At 66.2% G+C, this 14951-nt stretch carries 15 protein-coding genes and 1 pseudogene; 1 reads left to right on the top strand and 15 read right to left on the bottom strand.

Going from position 1 to position 14951, the window contains the following annotated elements; translation table 11 throughout:
• The 15 genes and pseudogenes from AC5Y2L_RS27750 to AC5Y2L_RS27680 all read right to left on the bottom strand — a co-directional run.
• Positions 1–1798, bottom strand: a 1798-nt coding sequence (locus AC5Y2L_RS27750; protein WP_499945598.1) for a proton-conducting transporter transmembrane domain-containing protein, incomplete at its 3' end; no start/stop codon positions are given.
• A gap of 44 nt (positions 1799–1842) precedes the next feature.
• A complete protein-coding gene (locus AC5Y2L_RS27745) occupies positions 1843–2145 on the bottom strand; it encodes an NADH-quinone oxidoreductase subunit NuoK (protein ID WP_499945597.1) in 303 nt (100 codons plus the stop codon).
• Positions 2142–2705, bottom strand: coding sequence for an NADH-quinone oxidoreductase subunit J (locus tag AC5Y2L_RS27740; RefSeq protein WP_499945594.1), 564 nt, complete (start codon positions 2703–2705; stop codon positions 2142–2144). Before AC5Y2L_RS27740 ends, AC5Y2L_RS27745 begins: the two co-directional genes overlap by 4 nt.
• A gap of 13 nt (positions 2706–2718) precedes the next feature.
• Positions 2719–3648: a complex I subunit 1 family protein gene (locus AC5Y2L_RS27735; RefSeq protein WP_499945591.1), complete on the bottom strand. Its 930-nt coding sequence runs from the start codon at positions 3646–3648 to the stop codon at positions 2719–2721.
• The gene (locus tag AC5Y2L_RS27730; protein WP_499945588.1) at positions 3641–4900 is read right to left on the bottom strand and encodes a hypothetical protein; all 1260 of its coding nucleotides are present in this window, start codon (positions 4898–4900) and stop codon (positions 3641–3643) included. Before AC5Y2L_RS27730 ends, AC5Y2L_RS27735 begins: the two co-directional genes overlap by 8 nt.
• Positions 4897–5241 (bottom strand): NADH-quinone oxidoreductase subunit A, encoded by a 345-nt coding sequence (locus AC5Y2L_RS27725; RefSeq protein ID WP_499945586.1) that lies wholly within the window; start codon positions 5239–5241, stop codon positions 4897–4899. Before AC5Y2L_RS27725 ends, AC5Y2L_RS27730 begins: the two co-directional genes overlap by 4 nt.
• Positions 5242–5539: 298 nt before the next feature.
• Entirely contained in the window at positions 5540–5824 is a 285-nt protein-coding gene (locus AC5Y2L_RS27720) for a WXG100 family type VII secretion target (RefSeq protein ID WP_499945584.1), read from the bottom strand.
• A 19-nt stretch (positions 5825–5843) separates the two neighbouring features.
• A complete protein-coding gene (locus AC5Y2L_RS27715) occupies positions 5844–6140 on the bottom strand; it encodes a WXG100 family type VII secretion target (protein WP_499945580.1) in 297 nt (98 codons plus the stop codon).
• 95 nt (positions 6141–6235) lie between these two features.
• The gene (locus AC5Y2L_RS27710) at positions 6236–7417 is read right to left on the bottom strand and encodes a PPE family protein (protein WP_499945576.1); all 1182 of its coding nucleotides are present in this window, start codon (positions 7415–7417) and stop codon (positions 6236–6238) included.
• An 18-nt stretch (positions 7418–7435) separates the two neighbouring features.
• Complete coding sequence (locus tag AC5Y2L_RS27705) at positions 7436–7735, bottom strand: PE family protein (protein ID WP_499945573.1); 300 nt, start codon at positions 7733–7735, stop codon at positions 7436–7438.
• Between the two features lie 250 nt (positions 7736–7985).
• Positions 7986–8414, bottom strand: a complete 429-nt coding sequence (lpqS, locus tag AC5Y2L_RS27700; protein WP_499945572.1) for a putative copper homeostasis (lipo)protein LpqS — start codon at positions 8412–8414, stop codon at positions 7986–7988.
• Positions 8415–9111: 697 nt separating this feature from the next.
• Positions 9112–10353 (bottom strand): annotated as a pseudogene (locus AC5Y2L_RS27695) (MFS transporter); the annotation flags it as partial.
• A complete protein-coding gene (locus tag AC5Y2L_RS27690) occupies positions 10350–11492 on the bottom strand; it encodes a PLP-dependent cysteine synthase family protein (RefSeq protein ID WP_499945568.1) in 1143 nt (380 codons plus the stop codon). The pseudogene AC5Y2L_RS27695 and the gene AC5Y2L_RS27690, both read right to left, overlap by 4 nt.
• Positions 11493–11600: 108 nt before the next feature.
• On the bottom strand, positions 11601–12008 hold the full coding sequence (lpqS, locus tag AC5Y2L_RS27685) for a putative copper homeostasis (lipo)protein LpqS (RefSeq protein ID WP_499945566.1): 408 nt from the start codon (positions 12006–12008) through the stop codon (positions 11601–11603).
• A gap of 364 nt (positions 12009–12372) precedes the next feature.
• Positions 12373–13029 carry a class I SAM-dependent methyltransferase gene (locus AC5Y2L_RS27680; RefSeq protein ID WP_499945564.1) on the bottom strand — a complete coding sequence of 219 codons (657 nt, stop codon included), beginning with the start codon at positions 13027–13029 and terminating at the stop codon, positions 12373–12375.
• Positions 13030–13177: 148 nt separating this feature from the next.
• Here AC5Y2L_RS27680 and AC5Y2L_RS27675 point away from each other — a divergent pair, with 148 nt between their 5' ends.
• Positions 13178–14701: a multicopper oxidase family protein gene (locus tag AC5Y2L_RS27675; RefSeq protein ID WP_499945562.1), complete on the top strand. Its 1524-nt coding sequence runs from the start codon at positions 13178–13180 to the stop codon at positions 14699–14701.
• Positions 14702–14951: the final 250 nt, after the last annotated feature.

The following is a 14951-nucleotide window of genomic DNA, read 5'->3' as shown; positions in this document are numbered from 1 at the left end:
CTACGACCAGGAGCAGGACACCGAATGCCAGCACCACCACGGCCATGAGGTAGTACTGGTGCAGCAGGCCGGTTTGCGGTCTGCGGGCCAACTCACCGAGTCGGCGCATCCACACCGCCACCGCTTCCACCGCGCCGTCGACCGCGCCAATGTCGGTGCGCGCCAGGCCTTGTGCAGCTCGCAGCGAACGGCTGGCGCTCGCCTCCACGACCCGGTCGAGCACACTGTCGTCGAATCGCGCCAGGACTCGGGCAAGGCCGAATGTGGGCCGGACGATCAGGATATGCGCGCCCCGTTCCAGACCGAGCCAGGCACTGGCCCACCGCGGCTCGGGTACCCACCACTGCGCCACCGCCGCAACTACGAGGATCGCCAGCACCGCTGAGGCCGCCAGCTCGAGCGCCGCCGCGGGTGGGCTCGCCCCGCCGGCCAAGGTTCGGGTGAGAGCCGGGCCGACCGGCGGTAACGCCAGCACTCCGGCCACCGCGGCACCGACCGCGAGCACAACGACGGGAACCTGCTGAAAACCGTTGGGGCCGAGAACTCCTCGCGCCACACTCGGGCTGCTGTCGGTAGACCTGGTGCGCCACAGCACGATCAGGACCTTTCCCGCGTAGGCCGCCGAGAGAGCCGAGGCGACCAATCCCGCCGCATACAGGCCCGGCGAGTACTGCAGCGCTGCAGCCAGCACCGTATCTTTGGTCGCCCATAGCGACAGCGGCGCAACCCCGGCCAGAGCCAGCGCACCGACGGTGGCCGACCAGCCCAGAAGCCGCCACCGTCGCGCGACTCCCCCTAGGTCGTCGAGCTGCTGGGTGCCCAGCACCGACAACCAGGTCCCGGCGGCCAGGAACAATCCGGCCTTGGTGAAGCCGTGAGCGATCAGCTGCGCGGCACCGCCGCCTAGTGTGCCCAGCCCGGCGGCCATGACCACGAATCCGAGCTGAGCCGCCGTCGAGGCCGCCAATAGCTGTTTGAGATCACGCTGTGCGACCGCGACCGCGCCCAACAGTACCGCGGTCCCGACCCCCATCCATGCCGCGGCCGCGGCAGCCCACCCGGTGGCTGCCAGCAGCGGCTGCGTCCGCAGCAGCAGATAGGACCCCATCGCGACCATGGCGGCCGAGTGCAGCAGTGCGCTGACCGCACTGGGACCCTCCATGGCTCGGGACAGCCAAAACGAGAACGGCAGCTGCGCGGCCTTGCCGAGGGCTGCGACCAGCACCCCGAACGCGACAACGTGGCGCCATCCGCCGCTGGCATGGGGCAGATCGGCCAGGGCCAGCCCCGCACCACCGGCCAGCGCAGCCGCCGCGGCCAGGTACAGGCCGAGGTCGGCGGTGCGGGTAGTCAGGAAGGCGGTGAGTCCGGCCGACATTCGGTGCTCGTCGCGCCACCAGAATCCGATCAGCGCATACGACGCCGCCCCCATCACCTCCCACGCCAACAGCAGCGTCGGTAGGGTCGCCGCCGTCGCTGTCACGACGACGGCCGCGGCGAACACCAGCATCAACCCGTGAAACCGGCCCCGCGCGACCCGGATGTCTCCGGTCGCGAACACCAGCACCAGCAATGTCACCGCCGCCACGACGGGAACCACCGTGGCTGCCAGCGGATCTACCCGCAACGCGAAATCCGTGCCGGCCATGAACGCCACGGCCAGTTCCGGGCGGGTAAAGCTCACGATGATCGACGACACCAGCATGAGTGCCGAAGTGGTCACCGCGATCGGCGCGGCAAGCCGGTCAATGCGGCGGGCCAGCAGTAATGTCGCGCCGGCCACCGCCGGCGCGAGCATCAGCAACCACAGCCAAAGCTGCGCCGGTGTGCCCACTACCACGGTCAGCCGGACAGCTCGGAGGCCATGTCGGTCATGTCGGCGCGGTGGTCGCGGTGCAGCAGCGTCGCGACCGCGAAGCCCATCGCCATCTCCACGGTCATCGCCGCGATGATCACCACCAGCAGCACCTGACCGGTGGGCGCTGGCGCGAGGAACCACCAAAAGCCGGCGGCGGCAAGGATGATCGCATTGATCATCAACTCCAGGCCCATCATCACCATCACCACGACCTGCTGGGAGAGCGCACCGTAGAGTCCCACGCTGAACAGCGCCGCCGCCACCAATAGCACCGTATCGAGGGTCATCGCCCCACCCCGCCCGGCTGGGGATCGCGGGCGGGTCGGTGTTTGAGGTCGTCGCCGAACCGGTCGTAGCGGCTTCGCTTGGCGGCCAACACAATCCCGGCCACGATGGTGGTCACCATGATGGGGCTGATCACCACCATGGCGAGCATCTTCGGTCCCATCAATTGTTCCCCCAGCGCCGCGGTCACATCAGCTGGCGGCATGCCGCGCCGAGCCGGCCAGTCGACCAGCAGGATCCCAGCCGCCAGCAGAACAAACGTGCTCACGGCGGCAGCCAGGGACCGGCGCTTGTCGTGCACCATGCTCATCGGCATCAGAGCCGGGTTCATGCCCATGAACATGACCATGTACACCGCCATCACCGCCATCTCCATCACCATCATCAAGATGATCACCACGCCGATGTAGTTCTGTTGCAGCAGCAGCACGACGACACCCACGGCGACGAAGGAGATCGCCAGCGCATAGGTGGCGCGTGCCATCGAATTCACCCGGAAGACCGCCGCGCCGGCGAGCACGGAGATCACCGCCGAGACCCAGTACCCAATGTCGACGATCATGTTGTCAGCTCCTTCAAATAGCGACTACGGCCACGACCAGGTCCTGCACCAAAACGGCGGGCAACAACACAAGCCAGCCGAGCTCCATGAACTTCTCCGGTCGAAGTACCGGAATTCGTCGACGCAGCCACACCAAAACCGTCAGCAGCGCAACAGTTTTCACAATGACCCACAGCCATTGCGGCAGCAGTGGTCCCGCGCCGCCGCCAAGGAACATCGGCACGGCGAAGGCGGCGCCGGCGGCCAGCAACCCATACCGGCCGGTCTGGAACACCAGCCGGTCCACACCGGAAAGTTCGGCGGTCACACCGCCGGCGATGTCGGCGCCGAGCGCCGCGCTGAACGGCCCCCACACCGAAAACGCCACCACCCCCAGACAGTAGACACCAAACGCGACCGGCATCCACACCGCAAACCACACGTGCTGCTGCGCGCCGGCGACCTCGCCAACCCGCAGGCTTTTTGCGGCAATGGCCGGAGCGACGAGCGCGAACATCAACGGCAGCTCATAGCCCAGACCGTGGGCCAGAAACCGGTAGCCGCCGACGAGCGAATGCGCCGAGTTCGGGCCCCAACCGGCCAGCCACACCAACGCCCACACGATCACGTCCATCGCGTTGAACCACACGACGCCGACATCGAGGTCCAACAGCGTCCACTGCCCCAGCGGCACCACAGTCACCATCAATAACGCGACAACGATCAGACCAGCAGCCCCGACCCGCCACAGCACCGTGTCCGCGGCAACGGTGGTGCGCCGACGCTGCCGCATCAGGCGCGCCGCCTCCCACAGCGGTGTGGCCGCGCCGACCCCGCGCACACCCTCGCCGCGGGCAGTGAGCACACCGTCGAGAGAGGCGGCGTAGAGAGCAAGCACCGCCAGCAACGCCGCGGCACCGACTGCCCATGCCCCCGGCACCGTCGTTACGGTCGACTCAACCATGAGCGCTGCCCTCATCGCTTAGGCCGGTGTCGATCCCGAGGCTGGCCACGACCAACCGGGCTGCGGCGAGGTCCAGACCATTCACCAGACCGGGCAGCACATCAGTGATACTCGTCGAGCTCAGATCAAATACCGTGGCAGACAACGGTTCGCGCAGCAGCGTGCGTGCCAGGGCGAGTCGGGTGAGCAGCCGATCGTAGGTATCGCCCGTCAGCTCGGCAGGCAGGCCGAGACGCTGCAAATCTTGAGCCGTCAGTGCCGCGAAGTCCCGCAGCGACCAGCGCAGCAGTCTGGACCGGCGGAGCATGCCGTGCAGCTTCTCAAGCAGCTGCTGGGCTTTTTCAGCGTCAGCGCCGCGCAACAGCAGGTCTCTGGCCTGCCGCGCGATGGCCGACGCCCGCGACCATCCTGCTAGCGCCAACACATCGACGACGTGGTCACACTGGCGGGCCGCGCTCAGAGATGCGTTGTTCTCCGGCGGCGCCCGGTGCCGGCTGTCGACATGGTGGAAGTCGACGATCCATGCCTCCGCCTCCGCGACGACGTCTCCGTGCAGTGAACACCGCAACACCAACCCGGCCGGCCAATGCGGGAGAAGCGGCCCGAGATGCAGGTGCAGCACATCCATCTCGAGACCATCGCGGTCGTGCGCGCCCTCGGCCAGAGCAATGCCGGCAGGCGCCATCTCCATCGCGCCGTGGTGCATTCCGTGGTGTCCACTGTGGGCCATGCCGCCGTGGTCCATGCCGTGATGGCCGCTGTGGTCCATGCCGTCGTGATCCGTGGCCCCGTGGTCCATGCCGTCGTGACCCATGGCCTCGTGGTCCATGCCGTCGTGATCCACCGGCCCGTGGTCCATGCCGTCGTGGTCGCCGTGGTCAATGCCATGCTGATCGGCGGCGGGGTCGGGCGATTGTGCCCGATCACGGGCGTCGTCTTTTTGCCGCCCAGAGTCGAGCAGCTCCCCGGCCGCGCGATCCAGTGCCGAATCGACTGACCGCCGATCGTCGACGTCGATCCGCACACGAGGGCCGGGCAGTTGGTCCCAGATCCGATTGATCACTTCGGCCAACTGCGGTCCTGGGACACCGCACACCGCTAAGACATCGGCGTCGGCGGGTGATTCCGCTGCACACCACCGCCGAGCTGCAAAACTGCGCTCCACCTCCGCACGCACCACCCAGTCTCCGGGCACCTCCAGGGTCAGCACATGTACCCGGTGGGCCGCGAATCGCGCCAACAGCTCGGTCATACCCATCGCAATGCGCCCTCCCGCCACGCCCACGCGACGGCGACGAACAACCCGGCGAGGAACACGAACATCTCGACGACCGCGGTGATGCCCATGCGCGCGACGACCACGGCCCACGGGTACATGAACAGCATCTCGACATCGAACGCGAGAAACACCAGTGTCGCCAGATACCAGCGCACGTGATACCGGGACAACGCATGCTCCTCAGGCCGCCATCCCGACTGGAATGGCAGCGACGTCAACGCGTCCGGCCTTACCGCCGTCAACCGATGCAACCCATACATCCCTGCGACACTGCCCAGGGAGACCAGTACCATCACGGCCAAACCGGCATACACAGCTGTACTCCTTTCACCGGTGCGGGGCACCGCAGTCTGGTCCACATCCGACGCGAAGCAGCGGATCGTGATCTAGCGCGCGTCGGCGAGCCGCAGGGAACCGATCGCCGCCTGCAACTTGACCGCGGCATCATCGGCGACCCCTGGCAGTCCAGGTAGATCGCAGGGTTGGACCATCAGTTGCGGCTCCATTGCGTCGATGATGGCCGCATCGTCGACAATGTGTAAGTCATGACCTCTCCCCTGGGTCGTCCCTAGTTCGTGTCGCGGTGTGCTCTGGCGGCCGTGGATGGCGGTGCTAGGCCCAGCTGGAGCCGACGGCGCTATCGGTGCTGGCCATGTTAGAGCCGGCGGTTTGCACCTTGGCGCCGTGGGCGTTGGCCTGCTCGTAGATCACCTGGAAGTTGCGGCCCAACTGGGTGATGAACTCCTGGCAGGCGACAGAGCCGGCGCCGCCCCAAAAGTCTCCAGCGGCAAGCACATCGCGGATGATGGCCTGGTGCTCGGCCTCCAGAGACGCCGCCTGGGCGCGGATCAGCGCGCCGTGGGCATCGACGTCGCCGAACTGGTAGTTGATCGTCATGGTGTTCTCCTAACGGCTTTTAGCTGCTTAAGATCTGCTGCGAGGCCTGCTCTTGCTGCTCGTAGTTGTTAGCGTCGCGGATCAGCCCGTCGCGTACCCCGCGCAGCATGGTGACGATGGTGCCGAACGCGGTGTTCATTTGCCCCATGGTGTCGTAGGAGGTGGCCTGGGCGGTCCCACTCCAGCCGGCACCGGCAATGTTCTGCGAGGACGCCCACATCTTGCGGGCCTCATCTTCAACGGTTTGGGCGTGCAGGTCGAAACGGCCCGCCTGAGCCCGCATCTCGTCCGGCTCGGTCATAAAACGTGTAGGCATTGAAGTGTCCCCTTACCTCGAAATCAGTAGTTGTGCTAGACGTTTGGGCCGGCGTCAGGGTCGGCCAACTGAAACAGATCCGTGCTCCTCCTTTGTTATCCGACGGTCCCCGAGGGTGGTACCACCGTCAGGCGGGGCATGAAGCGCAGATCGGTTTCGCCGATGTTGTCTATGCCGCGGCCGGCCATAGTGGCTAGCGGCGCGCCGAACAGGCCGCCAGGACCGCCTGCGGCGACATCCGGCGCGGCACCCAGACCGGTGCTGGGCAGCGCCGCCGCGGCAGGACTCATTGTCGGCGCCGCCGCGGCCCACGTCTGCGGCACCGACAACGCCCCGACCGTGACCGCCCGGCCCATACCCGCAGACATCGCCGCTCCGCCGAATCCCGCTGAACCCGTTGCCCCCAGGGCGCTCGAACCGAGCCCGCCCGTCAGACCTGGTGCCAACGCTGCGGCGCCAGCGGCGGTGACGGCCGGCATCAGGTTCTTCACCTGATTCACGTTCGAGAGCAGCGAACTCGATATCCACCCAACCGAACTTGTCATCGACACCGCCGGCTGCAGGGAACTCAGCGACGAACTCAGCGACGACAGCGGCGATGCGGACGACGTCGACGACAGCGGCGATGCGAGCTGCTGTAGCGCCGTGGGCACCGTAGAGGTTAGCTGCGACAGCACGGCCTGCGCGTTGCTGCTGGCCGAGCTGCTGACCGCTTGGGCGACGGTGACCCCCTGCCCGGCCAGGCCAGCCGGGTTGGTGGTCGGCTGCGGCGCAGTGAACGGGGCCAACATCGAGGCAGTCGCCGCGGCGCCGGCGTAGCCGTACATCGCGGCGGCGTCTTGAGCCCACATCGTGGCGTACTGGGCTTCGGTGGCCGCGATCGCCGGCGTGTTTTGCCCGAGGATGTTCGTCGCGATCAGCGCCATCAACAGGCTGCGGTTGGCCGCGATGACCGGTGGGGGCACCGTCATCGCAAACGCCGCCTCATAGGCGGCCGCCGCGGCCCCGGCCTGCCCACCCGTCTGCTCGGCCTGGGCAGCGGTGATGTTCATCCACGCCACGTAGGGAGCGGCGGCCGCCGTCATCGAGGCCGACGACGGGCCCAGCCACGGTCCACCGCTCAGCCCTGAGATCACCGAAGAATAGGCGGCGGCGGCCGAATACAGCTGCTCGGCGAGCACACCCCAGGCCGCCGCCGCGGCCAGCATCGGTCCCGGTCCTGGGCCGGCATACATGCGGGCCGAGTTGATCTCGGGCGGCAACGCTGCGAAATCCATTACTTCACCCCCGACTGGTTAGCCGGCCGCGGCCGCGTTGGCGGCCTCGGTGGCCGCATACGAACCGGCGCTGACGCCAAGCGTGGTGGTGAACGTGTCGTGAATCGCCGCGGCCTGGGCGCTGACGGCCTGGTACATCTGCGCGTGGGCGGCAAACTGCAGCGCCGTCAATTCCGACACCTCATCGGCGGCGGCGGGAACCACCCCTGTCGTCGGGGCGGCCGCGGCAGCGTTCGCGGCGCTCATCGCCGAGCCGATGCTCTGCAAGTTGCCCGCCGCTGCGGTCAACATGTGTGGTTCGACGGTGACTGAAAACATGGACTTCTCCTTGAAGACATGGGATTACGAATGTGGGAAGACCCTGTCCGCTGCGGTGAATGTCGGTGTGGGCCGAGGGCAGTCGCCGGCGAAATGCAGACTGCGGTCGGCTAACGGCGTGGGCCGAGTCGGACAGGATTGATGTGGTCATTGCTTCGGCATGCATCCGGAGTCGAGTGCGGCGAGACGGTTGACGTGGGCGGGTGTCATCGGCGGTCGTGGCGTCGCACAACGGCCTGCCGCGAGGCGATCAGCGGCGAGCGATGCAGAGCCGCGCCAAGAGTTCTTGACCGGAGAAGACCGGGGCTACCGCTCGAGGGGGGCCCCGGCCGACCGGTACCACCAGTTCGATTCTCGAGCCGGCAATCGAGAGGACCGCAACCATGAGGCCCAACGCAACGAGGGCAGTAGCGGGCAACGACAGCGGCGTCGTCGCGAACACCTTGGAACATCTGGCGACCATGCCGCGGTCAAGAGAAGCGTGGTCGGCGTGCATGCCGGACCTATCAGCGCCAGACCCACCATGTACTGATGTCACGAAAGCGGGCGATGGATCAGAGGTGAGGGGCGCGAAATGCACCAGCCCGCATGCGAGGGCGCCGAGGAACAACCACACTGCGGCCGCGATCGCGATAACGGATCGCGATCGGGGCAGCCTACCTGCGTCGCCGGGTCTCACAATGTCTCAACTGTACTCACGATAGGGGTATACCGTAAGCCGAGCGCGGTTCGCTTGGCCCGACCATCCTGCCGCGAACCCCTGACGATGCAGCTCACACGGCCATGAGCGGTCATGCCTCGGAAAATAATTCTCGGAACTGGCTCGCCATGTAGAAGTACCCTACCCCCCAGTGGTACTTGTGTCCCGAAGCTGCCGATGCCGCTGCGGAGTCCCTGGTCGATGCGTCGGTCGATGCCTCGTGGATCGCTCCTCACCGTCGTTTGCTCAGCCATGGCAGCGTCAACTCCGCCGCTTGGAGTCATCGGACGCCGAACATGACGACTCGGCCCAGCGGTGTTGCGTGCAGGATCGCGGGCGACAGCGTGGCGCACGTGTATTTTGGTCGCGCTGATGGCAGCTGTTCGCGTCGAATCCCTTATTTTCATTGGGATTCCGTGCCGATCATCGGGTGCTTGGCGGTCAATCCTGCGGGTCTATGCGTTCGCACAGAAGATGATGGCATCGATCCAGTCGAACGTCCGGACCGTCGCGTGCCGACCGCTGTGGGGCGACTTGTTGGAGTCACCGTTACGGGCCGGCACCCGGCAGGATGACCGGGGGAGGGGGACACCGACGGCTTGCCGCGCGGCGGCGTGAGTAGCCGACGCCGGCCGGGGCTGCCGGTCGGCGGTACCGCCGCGTGAGTGGTGCTGAGCTCAGAGTGAGCGGGTTGCAGGTGATGGCCTCGATCGAGACGATGGAGAGCTACTGCGGCCATGCTGCCGATGAGAATCAGCGTGACCCAGAGGAGTTGGCCGGCGCCAAGCTGTCGTGCGGCACTCATGACGGTGCCGGTAGCCAGGTTGCCGACGAGGATGCCGGCCCCGACGATGGTGTTGTAGAACCCGTAGTGGGTGGCCACGAGCCGGCCTCCGGCCAGCGAGACGACGGTATCCATCTCGAACGGGAAGACCGCAGCCGAACCGACTGCCAGCATCCCCGCCGAAACCAGCAGCGCGCCCACCGCCGCCGGTGTCCCGAACCGCTGGCCGTCGGGGATAACGGCCAGCGGCACAAACGAGGCCGCCAGGGTGGCCAGGCCTATGGCCAGGCTGCGTCCGGGTCCCCAGCGTTTGGTGAACCAGCGGGTGATGCGCAGCTGTCCGGCGATCGCAACCAGGCCCGAGAAAACGAAAAGTGCTGCAACCAAAGCCTTTTCCGACTTCGGTGTCAGCATCGACGCCTGCAGTGGCAGCGCCAGGTAGACCTGGAAGCTCAACACGTAGGAGCTGATCATTGCCGTTGCGAACAGCAGGAATGACCGGTTGCCGACGACCGCCCGCCAATCCTGCAGGACCGAGGTCTTCTGTGGTGGCTGGTCGATGCCGCGCTGCGGCAGCGCCAGAAGCTGCGCCACCGTGAGCACAGCGAACACGGCCGCGGCGGCTACCGCGGTGACCCGAAAGTCGACGGCAACCAAGGCCAGTCCGACCAGGGGGCCTAATAGGATGCCGCCCTGGTAGAAGACGTTGAACATGGCGAAGGCTTCCAAGCGGCGATCACCGGCATCAGCGGCCAGATAGGCCCGCACCGCCGGGTTGAACAAGGCACCGGCGAAACCGGTGGCCGCGGCGGCGATCAGTACGGCCGGCAACGATTGGGCCACTACCAGCAGTGCGAACCCGCCGGTGCGCAGCAGACACCCGGCCACAATCAACGGCTTGTAGCCCACCCTGTCGGCCAGCGTGCCTCCCAGGATGAACATGCCCTGCTGGGAGAAATTCCGTACGCCCAGCACCAAACCGACGGCCCAGGCGGCCAGCCCGAGCGGGCCGGCCAGGTACCCGGCCAGATACGGCATCAACATGTAAAAGCCGATGTTGATGCCGAACTGGTTGATCATCAGTACCTGGCTGGGCCCGTCGAATCCGCGGAAGCGCGCGATAAAGCCCCTCATCGCGACACCAGTGCGGGGTTGGTGATGGTGGTGGTGCGGGTCCAGGAGGTGACGATCTGGTTGTCGGGGTGGGTGATGGTGGCGGGCTCGGCGACGGGTTGCCAGCCCAGCAGCTGGTGTTGGCGGCAGTAGTCGTCGTTGTAGATGGTGTCGAAGTAGCGTTGCGGCCCGTCGGGGAACACCGCGGCGATGCGGGTGTCGGCCGAGAAGGTGCGCGCCGCCCAGCCGGCCACCAGTGCGACGGCGCCGACGCTCCAGCCGCCGCTGGTGAAGTGGCTGGCGGCTAGGGTGCGCGCGGCCCAGACCGCTTCGGCGGGGGCCACCCAGTGCACCTCGTTGAAGGCGTCGTAGTCGATGTTGCGCGGATGAATGCTAGACCCCAGTCCGCGCATCAGCCGGCTGGTGGCGGGTTGGCCGAAGATGGTGGAGCCGATGGTGTCGACCCCGATCAGCTTCATCTGCGGGTTGAATTGGCGCAGCACGCGGGCCACTCCGGCGGAGTGTCCGCCGGTGCCGACCGAGCAGACAAGCACGTCAACCTCGCCGAGCTGATCGAGCAGCTCCAGCGCCAGCGACTGGTAGCCCGCGACATTGTCGGGGTTGCTGTACTGGTCGGGGTTCCAGGCGCCGGGGTGGGCGGCCAATACCTCGGCGACGCGGTCTTTGCGGGCCTGCTGCCAGCCCCCGACCGGGTGCGGCTCGCTCACTAGCTCGACGTCGGTGCCATAAGCGGTCAGCATCTGGCGCACGATGGGTTCCATGCCGGTGTCGGTGACCACGGTGACCGGATGACCGTAGGCCTGGCCGGCCAACGCCAGTCCCAGGCCCAGGCTGCCGCTGGTGGATTCCACGATGCGCGCCCCGGGGCGGAGCTCGCCGCGGGCGCGGGCGGCCTCAACCATGTGCAGGGCCGGGCGGTCTTTCATGCTGCCGCCGGGGTTAAACCCCTCCAGCTTGGCCCAAAACCCGCGATCGGGTGGGGTGAGCGGGCTTGAGATCCGCAGCACCGGGGTGTGGCCCACCAAGGCTGCGGGGCGTCGATAGGTGCCGGAGGCGGGTTGTGTGCAGTCGCGCGGCTGCAGGACCTTCAGCGCCGCGATGGGGTGAACATAGTTGTCGAACGATAAGACTTCGGTCATGAGATTCGTCGCTTTCACGTGCATGCCGCGAAACCAGTGCGCGGCACAGTTGACATGGGTCAGCGGTCACCGGCCGCGGCACGAGGCCTACGACCTGACGCTGACCAGTCAGCGACGAGACAAGCAGAACCGGCTCAAAACCTCTTGACCGGTAACAAAAAACACGGGAACGCGCGGTGGGCCCCGTCCGGCGCGGGCTCCGAGCGTGACCAACCAACCCGCCACGACGACGGCCGCCACCGCACCCAACGCGAGCAACGCAGCCACCGCCGAGCCCGCTCGCGGCAGCACTGCCGCGGTGAACTGCTCATTGTGTGCGCCTGAGGAACCCTTACCCACATGCGGATGATCGACGTTGACGGCGAGCTGATCACTCACCGAGGTCATCAACGCATGCGCTGGGTGCGGCGCCGACGACTCCGAATGCCCCATGACGCTGTGGGCGCCGATGAGGACCATCCACGCCGCCAACCACACCACAGCCCCCACGGCCACCACCCACCGCAACCGAGGCATCTCGCTAACGCCGCCCAACCTCATAACCCGTGGAAGCTTAGCTGCGGGTACGCGAAATGTCCGAGAAGCTGGTGTCGTATGTGTCCGCCTCATAAGCATCTGGCGAGTGCGGGATAACTCGCAGCTCACCGGGCTCGGTGGCGACCCACGGCCCATCAGATGTCGGACGGTCATAGCCCCACCATATACCCCGTACCCGTATGTGTAAACCGTGCTTGTCGGTCAGTTGCACGTTGTGTGTGATCAGATAGGGAGGAGACCCGACCGGCGATGCGATGGTCGGCATCGCGATAACGGAAATCTCCATTTGCGGGCTTGCGCGGCTTAGTGATTCGGTCACTGCGCCGCGCGCCTATCGGCGAACTCATTGAGCCGGTGGGCGTTGCGCCGTGAGGTAGTGCAGCAGCGAGCGGTCACCGGTGCCGACGATGCAGAACCCGGCATCGGCGATCAGCTCGTCGAGCTGGCCCACGCGGTTTTGCTCCCTCGCATGGGCGTTGAAAACCGCAGCAATCCGGTGCAAGATGCCGCCGCGCGAGGGCCGAAGATCGGCGATGAACAGCCGCCCGCCCGGTCGCAGAACACGAAACATTTCCCGCACCGCATCGGCACGGCGGTCGATGGGAAAGTGGTGAAACGCCAAGCTGGACACCACCAGATCAAACGATTGGTCGGCGAAGGGCAGATTTTCGGCGCCGGCAACCTGAAACGTGCAGTTGGCCGGCGCGCGATGCGCGGCGTAGTCCACCATCGATTCTGCGGGGTCGATCCCGATCACGCTGCCATCGGGCTGCACGGCCCGAGCGATTCGTCGCGTGAAATACCCGGTGCCACAACCGACATCAAGTACACACTCGCCGGGCTTCGCGTCCGAAAGCCGCACAAGTTGGACAAACACGCGGGCGCGTCGTCCCAGGAACCACACGTCGGTGATGAGTTCATAGCTGCGGGGATAGTTGATGAGCCACCCAGTGCCGTCACCGTGGTGGTGATGAGCAAACGGTCTTTGTGTCAACCCCATCGCCAAGCCCTTCCTAGATACTCATCACTACGGTCAAATTTGAGGTACGGCATACCCCTATAGAGTACCCTTTCATATCGGGATGAGTCGCCGGCTCTCCGCGTAGTGAGCGGAGTACCTAACGACATACCGGATGAAGGGAGCCCGTATGGGCGGGTCAACCATCGATGAGGTGACGCTGAGCAGGCGTGGGTTCATGGCCGCCACAGTCGCCGGCGGGTTCGCGCTGGCCGCCTGTGGCCGGCCCGGCAATCCGAAAAGTAACAGCAAGACGGCGATGGCGGCCGCGATCGCCACCGCCGAGGCGGCTCGTCCACACACCGGACGGACCGTAGCGGCATCGTTGACGCCCGGTCCTGCGACGGTCGACCTCGGTGGTGTCGCCGTGCGCACGCTGGCCTACGGCAACGCCATCCCGGGTCCACTCATTCGCGCCAATGTTGGCGACGAGCTCGCAATCACGGTCGCCAACCGGCTCAACTCCCCCACCTCGGTGCACTGGCACGGCATCGCGCTGCGCAACGACATGGACGGCGTCGAACCCGCCACCCCCAACATCGCGGCCGGACGCGACTTCACCTATCGGTTCTCAGCACCCCATCCGGGCACCTACTGGGCGCACCCGCACGTCGGCCTAGACGCCGACTATGGCCTGTATCTGCCCGTGATCATCGACGACCCCGCCGAGCCCGGCCGCTACGACGCCGAATGGATCGTCGTACTCGATGATTGGACCGACGGCATCGGCCAAACCCCCGCCCAGCTCTACGACGACCTGACCAATCAGCGCAGGCCGAGCGTGAGCAATATGCCCGGCATGGACAACATGCCGCCGATGGAGATGGGCGGCACCGGGACCAGCAGCCTGCTCGGCGGCGATGCCGGCGATATTGCGTACCCGTACTACCTGATCAACGGTCGGATCCCCGCCGCTGCCACTACGTTTGGCGCCAAGCCCGGACAGCGCATCCGCATCCGCATCATCAACGCAGGCTCCGACACGGCCTTCCGTGTCGCGTTGGCCGGTCACTCGATGACCGTCACCCACACCGACGGCTACCCCATAGTGCCCGCCGAGGTCGACGCCTTGCTGATCGGCATGGCCGAACGGTACGACGTCATCGTTACCGTCGGTGACGGTGTTTTCCCGCTGGTCGCGCTCGCCGAAGGCAAAAACGCCCTAGCGCGCGCGCTGCTGTCCACCGGCGCTGGTAGCGCTCCTGACTTGGGATTTGAGCCGCCCGAACTGAACAAGCGAGTCGGGACTGTCGAGATGTTCTCCGCGGCACCGCAAGTCGACATGGGTCAGGTCAAACCCGACGTCAACCTTCCGGTCGTCCTCAACGGCGACATGATGAAATACGACTGGATGATCAATGACAAGCCCTACAGCAAGACCACGCCGCTGCAGATCCGACAGGGTCAGCGAGCCACGTTGACGTTCGACAACACCACAATGATGTGGCACCCCATGCACCTGCACGGCCACACCTTCCAGATGATCAAGCCCGACGGCACGCCCGGCCCGCGCAAAGACACCGTCGCCGTACTGCCCAAGCAGAAATCGACCGCCGTCCTCATCGCGGACAATCCCGGTACCTGGGTGTTGCACTGCCACAATACTTATCACCAAGAAGCCGGCATGATGACCAGCCTCAACTACCTCACCTGACCGGTCCCAGCGGGCGGCGCCAGGGCGCCAGTGTTAGCGTCGCCGACCCCGGCCGGAGCGCCGAACTGCGAACCTAACGGTCCCCACCTACCAAAGTCAGATCGCCGGCATCGAATGCTGACATCGCTGCCGACAGCACCGGAGCGGCGGCTCGGGGCGGTCGTCCTTTCCGGGACGCGGATCGCGGTCGGCGCTTCCAAACCTTCCATCGTTGTGGTATCCATCTAACGATAATGACAATCATATTCAA

This window comes from Mycobacterium sp. NGS66 (assembly GCF_059812225.1).
Note: the sequence above shows the minus strand (reverse complement) of the source record. Positions and strands in the feature narration are given on the sequence as shown.

What these genes read in the sequence shown, in the direction of transcription:
- AC5Y2L_RS27735 (WP_499945591.1), bottom strand. Translation starts at nt 3,648, where the DNA reads ATGGTTGAGTCGACCGTAACGACGGTGCCGGGGGCATGGGCAGTCGGT.
- AC5Y2L_RS27675 (WP_499945562.1), top strand. Translation starts at nt 13,178, where the DNA reads ATGGGCGGGTCAACCATCGATGAGGTGACGCTGAGCAGGCGTGGGTTC.
- AC5Y2L_RS27690 (WP_499945568.1), bottom strand. Translation starts at nt 11,492, where the DNA reads ATGACCGAAGTCTTATCGTTCGACAACTATGTTCACCCCATCGCGGCG.
- AC5Y2L_RS27740 (WP_499945594.1), bottom strand. Translation starts at nt 2,705, where the DNA reads ATGATCGTCGACATTGGGTACTGGGTCTCGGCGGTGATCTCCGTGCTC.
- AC5Y2L_RS27710 (WP_499945576.1), bottom strand. Translation starts at nt 7,417, where the DNA reads ATGGATTTCGCAGCGTTGCCGCCCGAGATCAACTCGGCCCGCATGTAT.
- AC5Y2L_RS27715 (WP_499945580.1), bottom strand. Translation starts at nt 6,140, where the DNA reads ATGCCTACACGTTTTATGACCGAGCCGGACGAGATGCGGGCTCAGGCG.
- AC5Y2L_RS27705 (WP_499945573.1), bottom strand. Translation starts at nt 7,735, where the DNA reads ATGTTTTCAGTCACCGTCGAACCACACATGTTGACCGCAGCGGCGGGC.
- AC5Y2L_RS27730 (WP_499945588.1), bottom strand. Translation starts at nt 4,900, where the DNA reads ATGACCGAGCTGTTGGCGCGATTCGCGGCCCACCGGGTACATGTGCTG.
- lpqS (WP_499945566.1), bottom strand. Translation starts at nt 12,008, where the DNA reads ATGCCTCGGTTGCGGTGGGTGGTGGCCGTGGGGGCTGTGGTGTGGTTG.
- AC5Y2L_RS27680 (WP_499945564.1), bottom strand. Translation starts at nt 13,029, where the DNA reads ATGGGGTTGACACAAAGACCGTTTGCTCATCACCACCACGGTGACGGC.
- AC5Y2L_RS27720 (WP_499945584.1), bottom strand. Translation starts at nt 5,824, where the DNA reads ATGACGATCAACTACCAGTTCGGCGACGTCGATGCCCACGGCGCGCTG.
- AC5Y2L_RS27745 (WP_499945597.1), bottom strand. Translation starts at nt 2,145, where the DNA reads ATGACCCTCGATACGGTGCTATTGGTGGCGGCGGCGCTGTTCAGCGTG.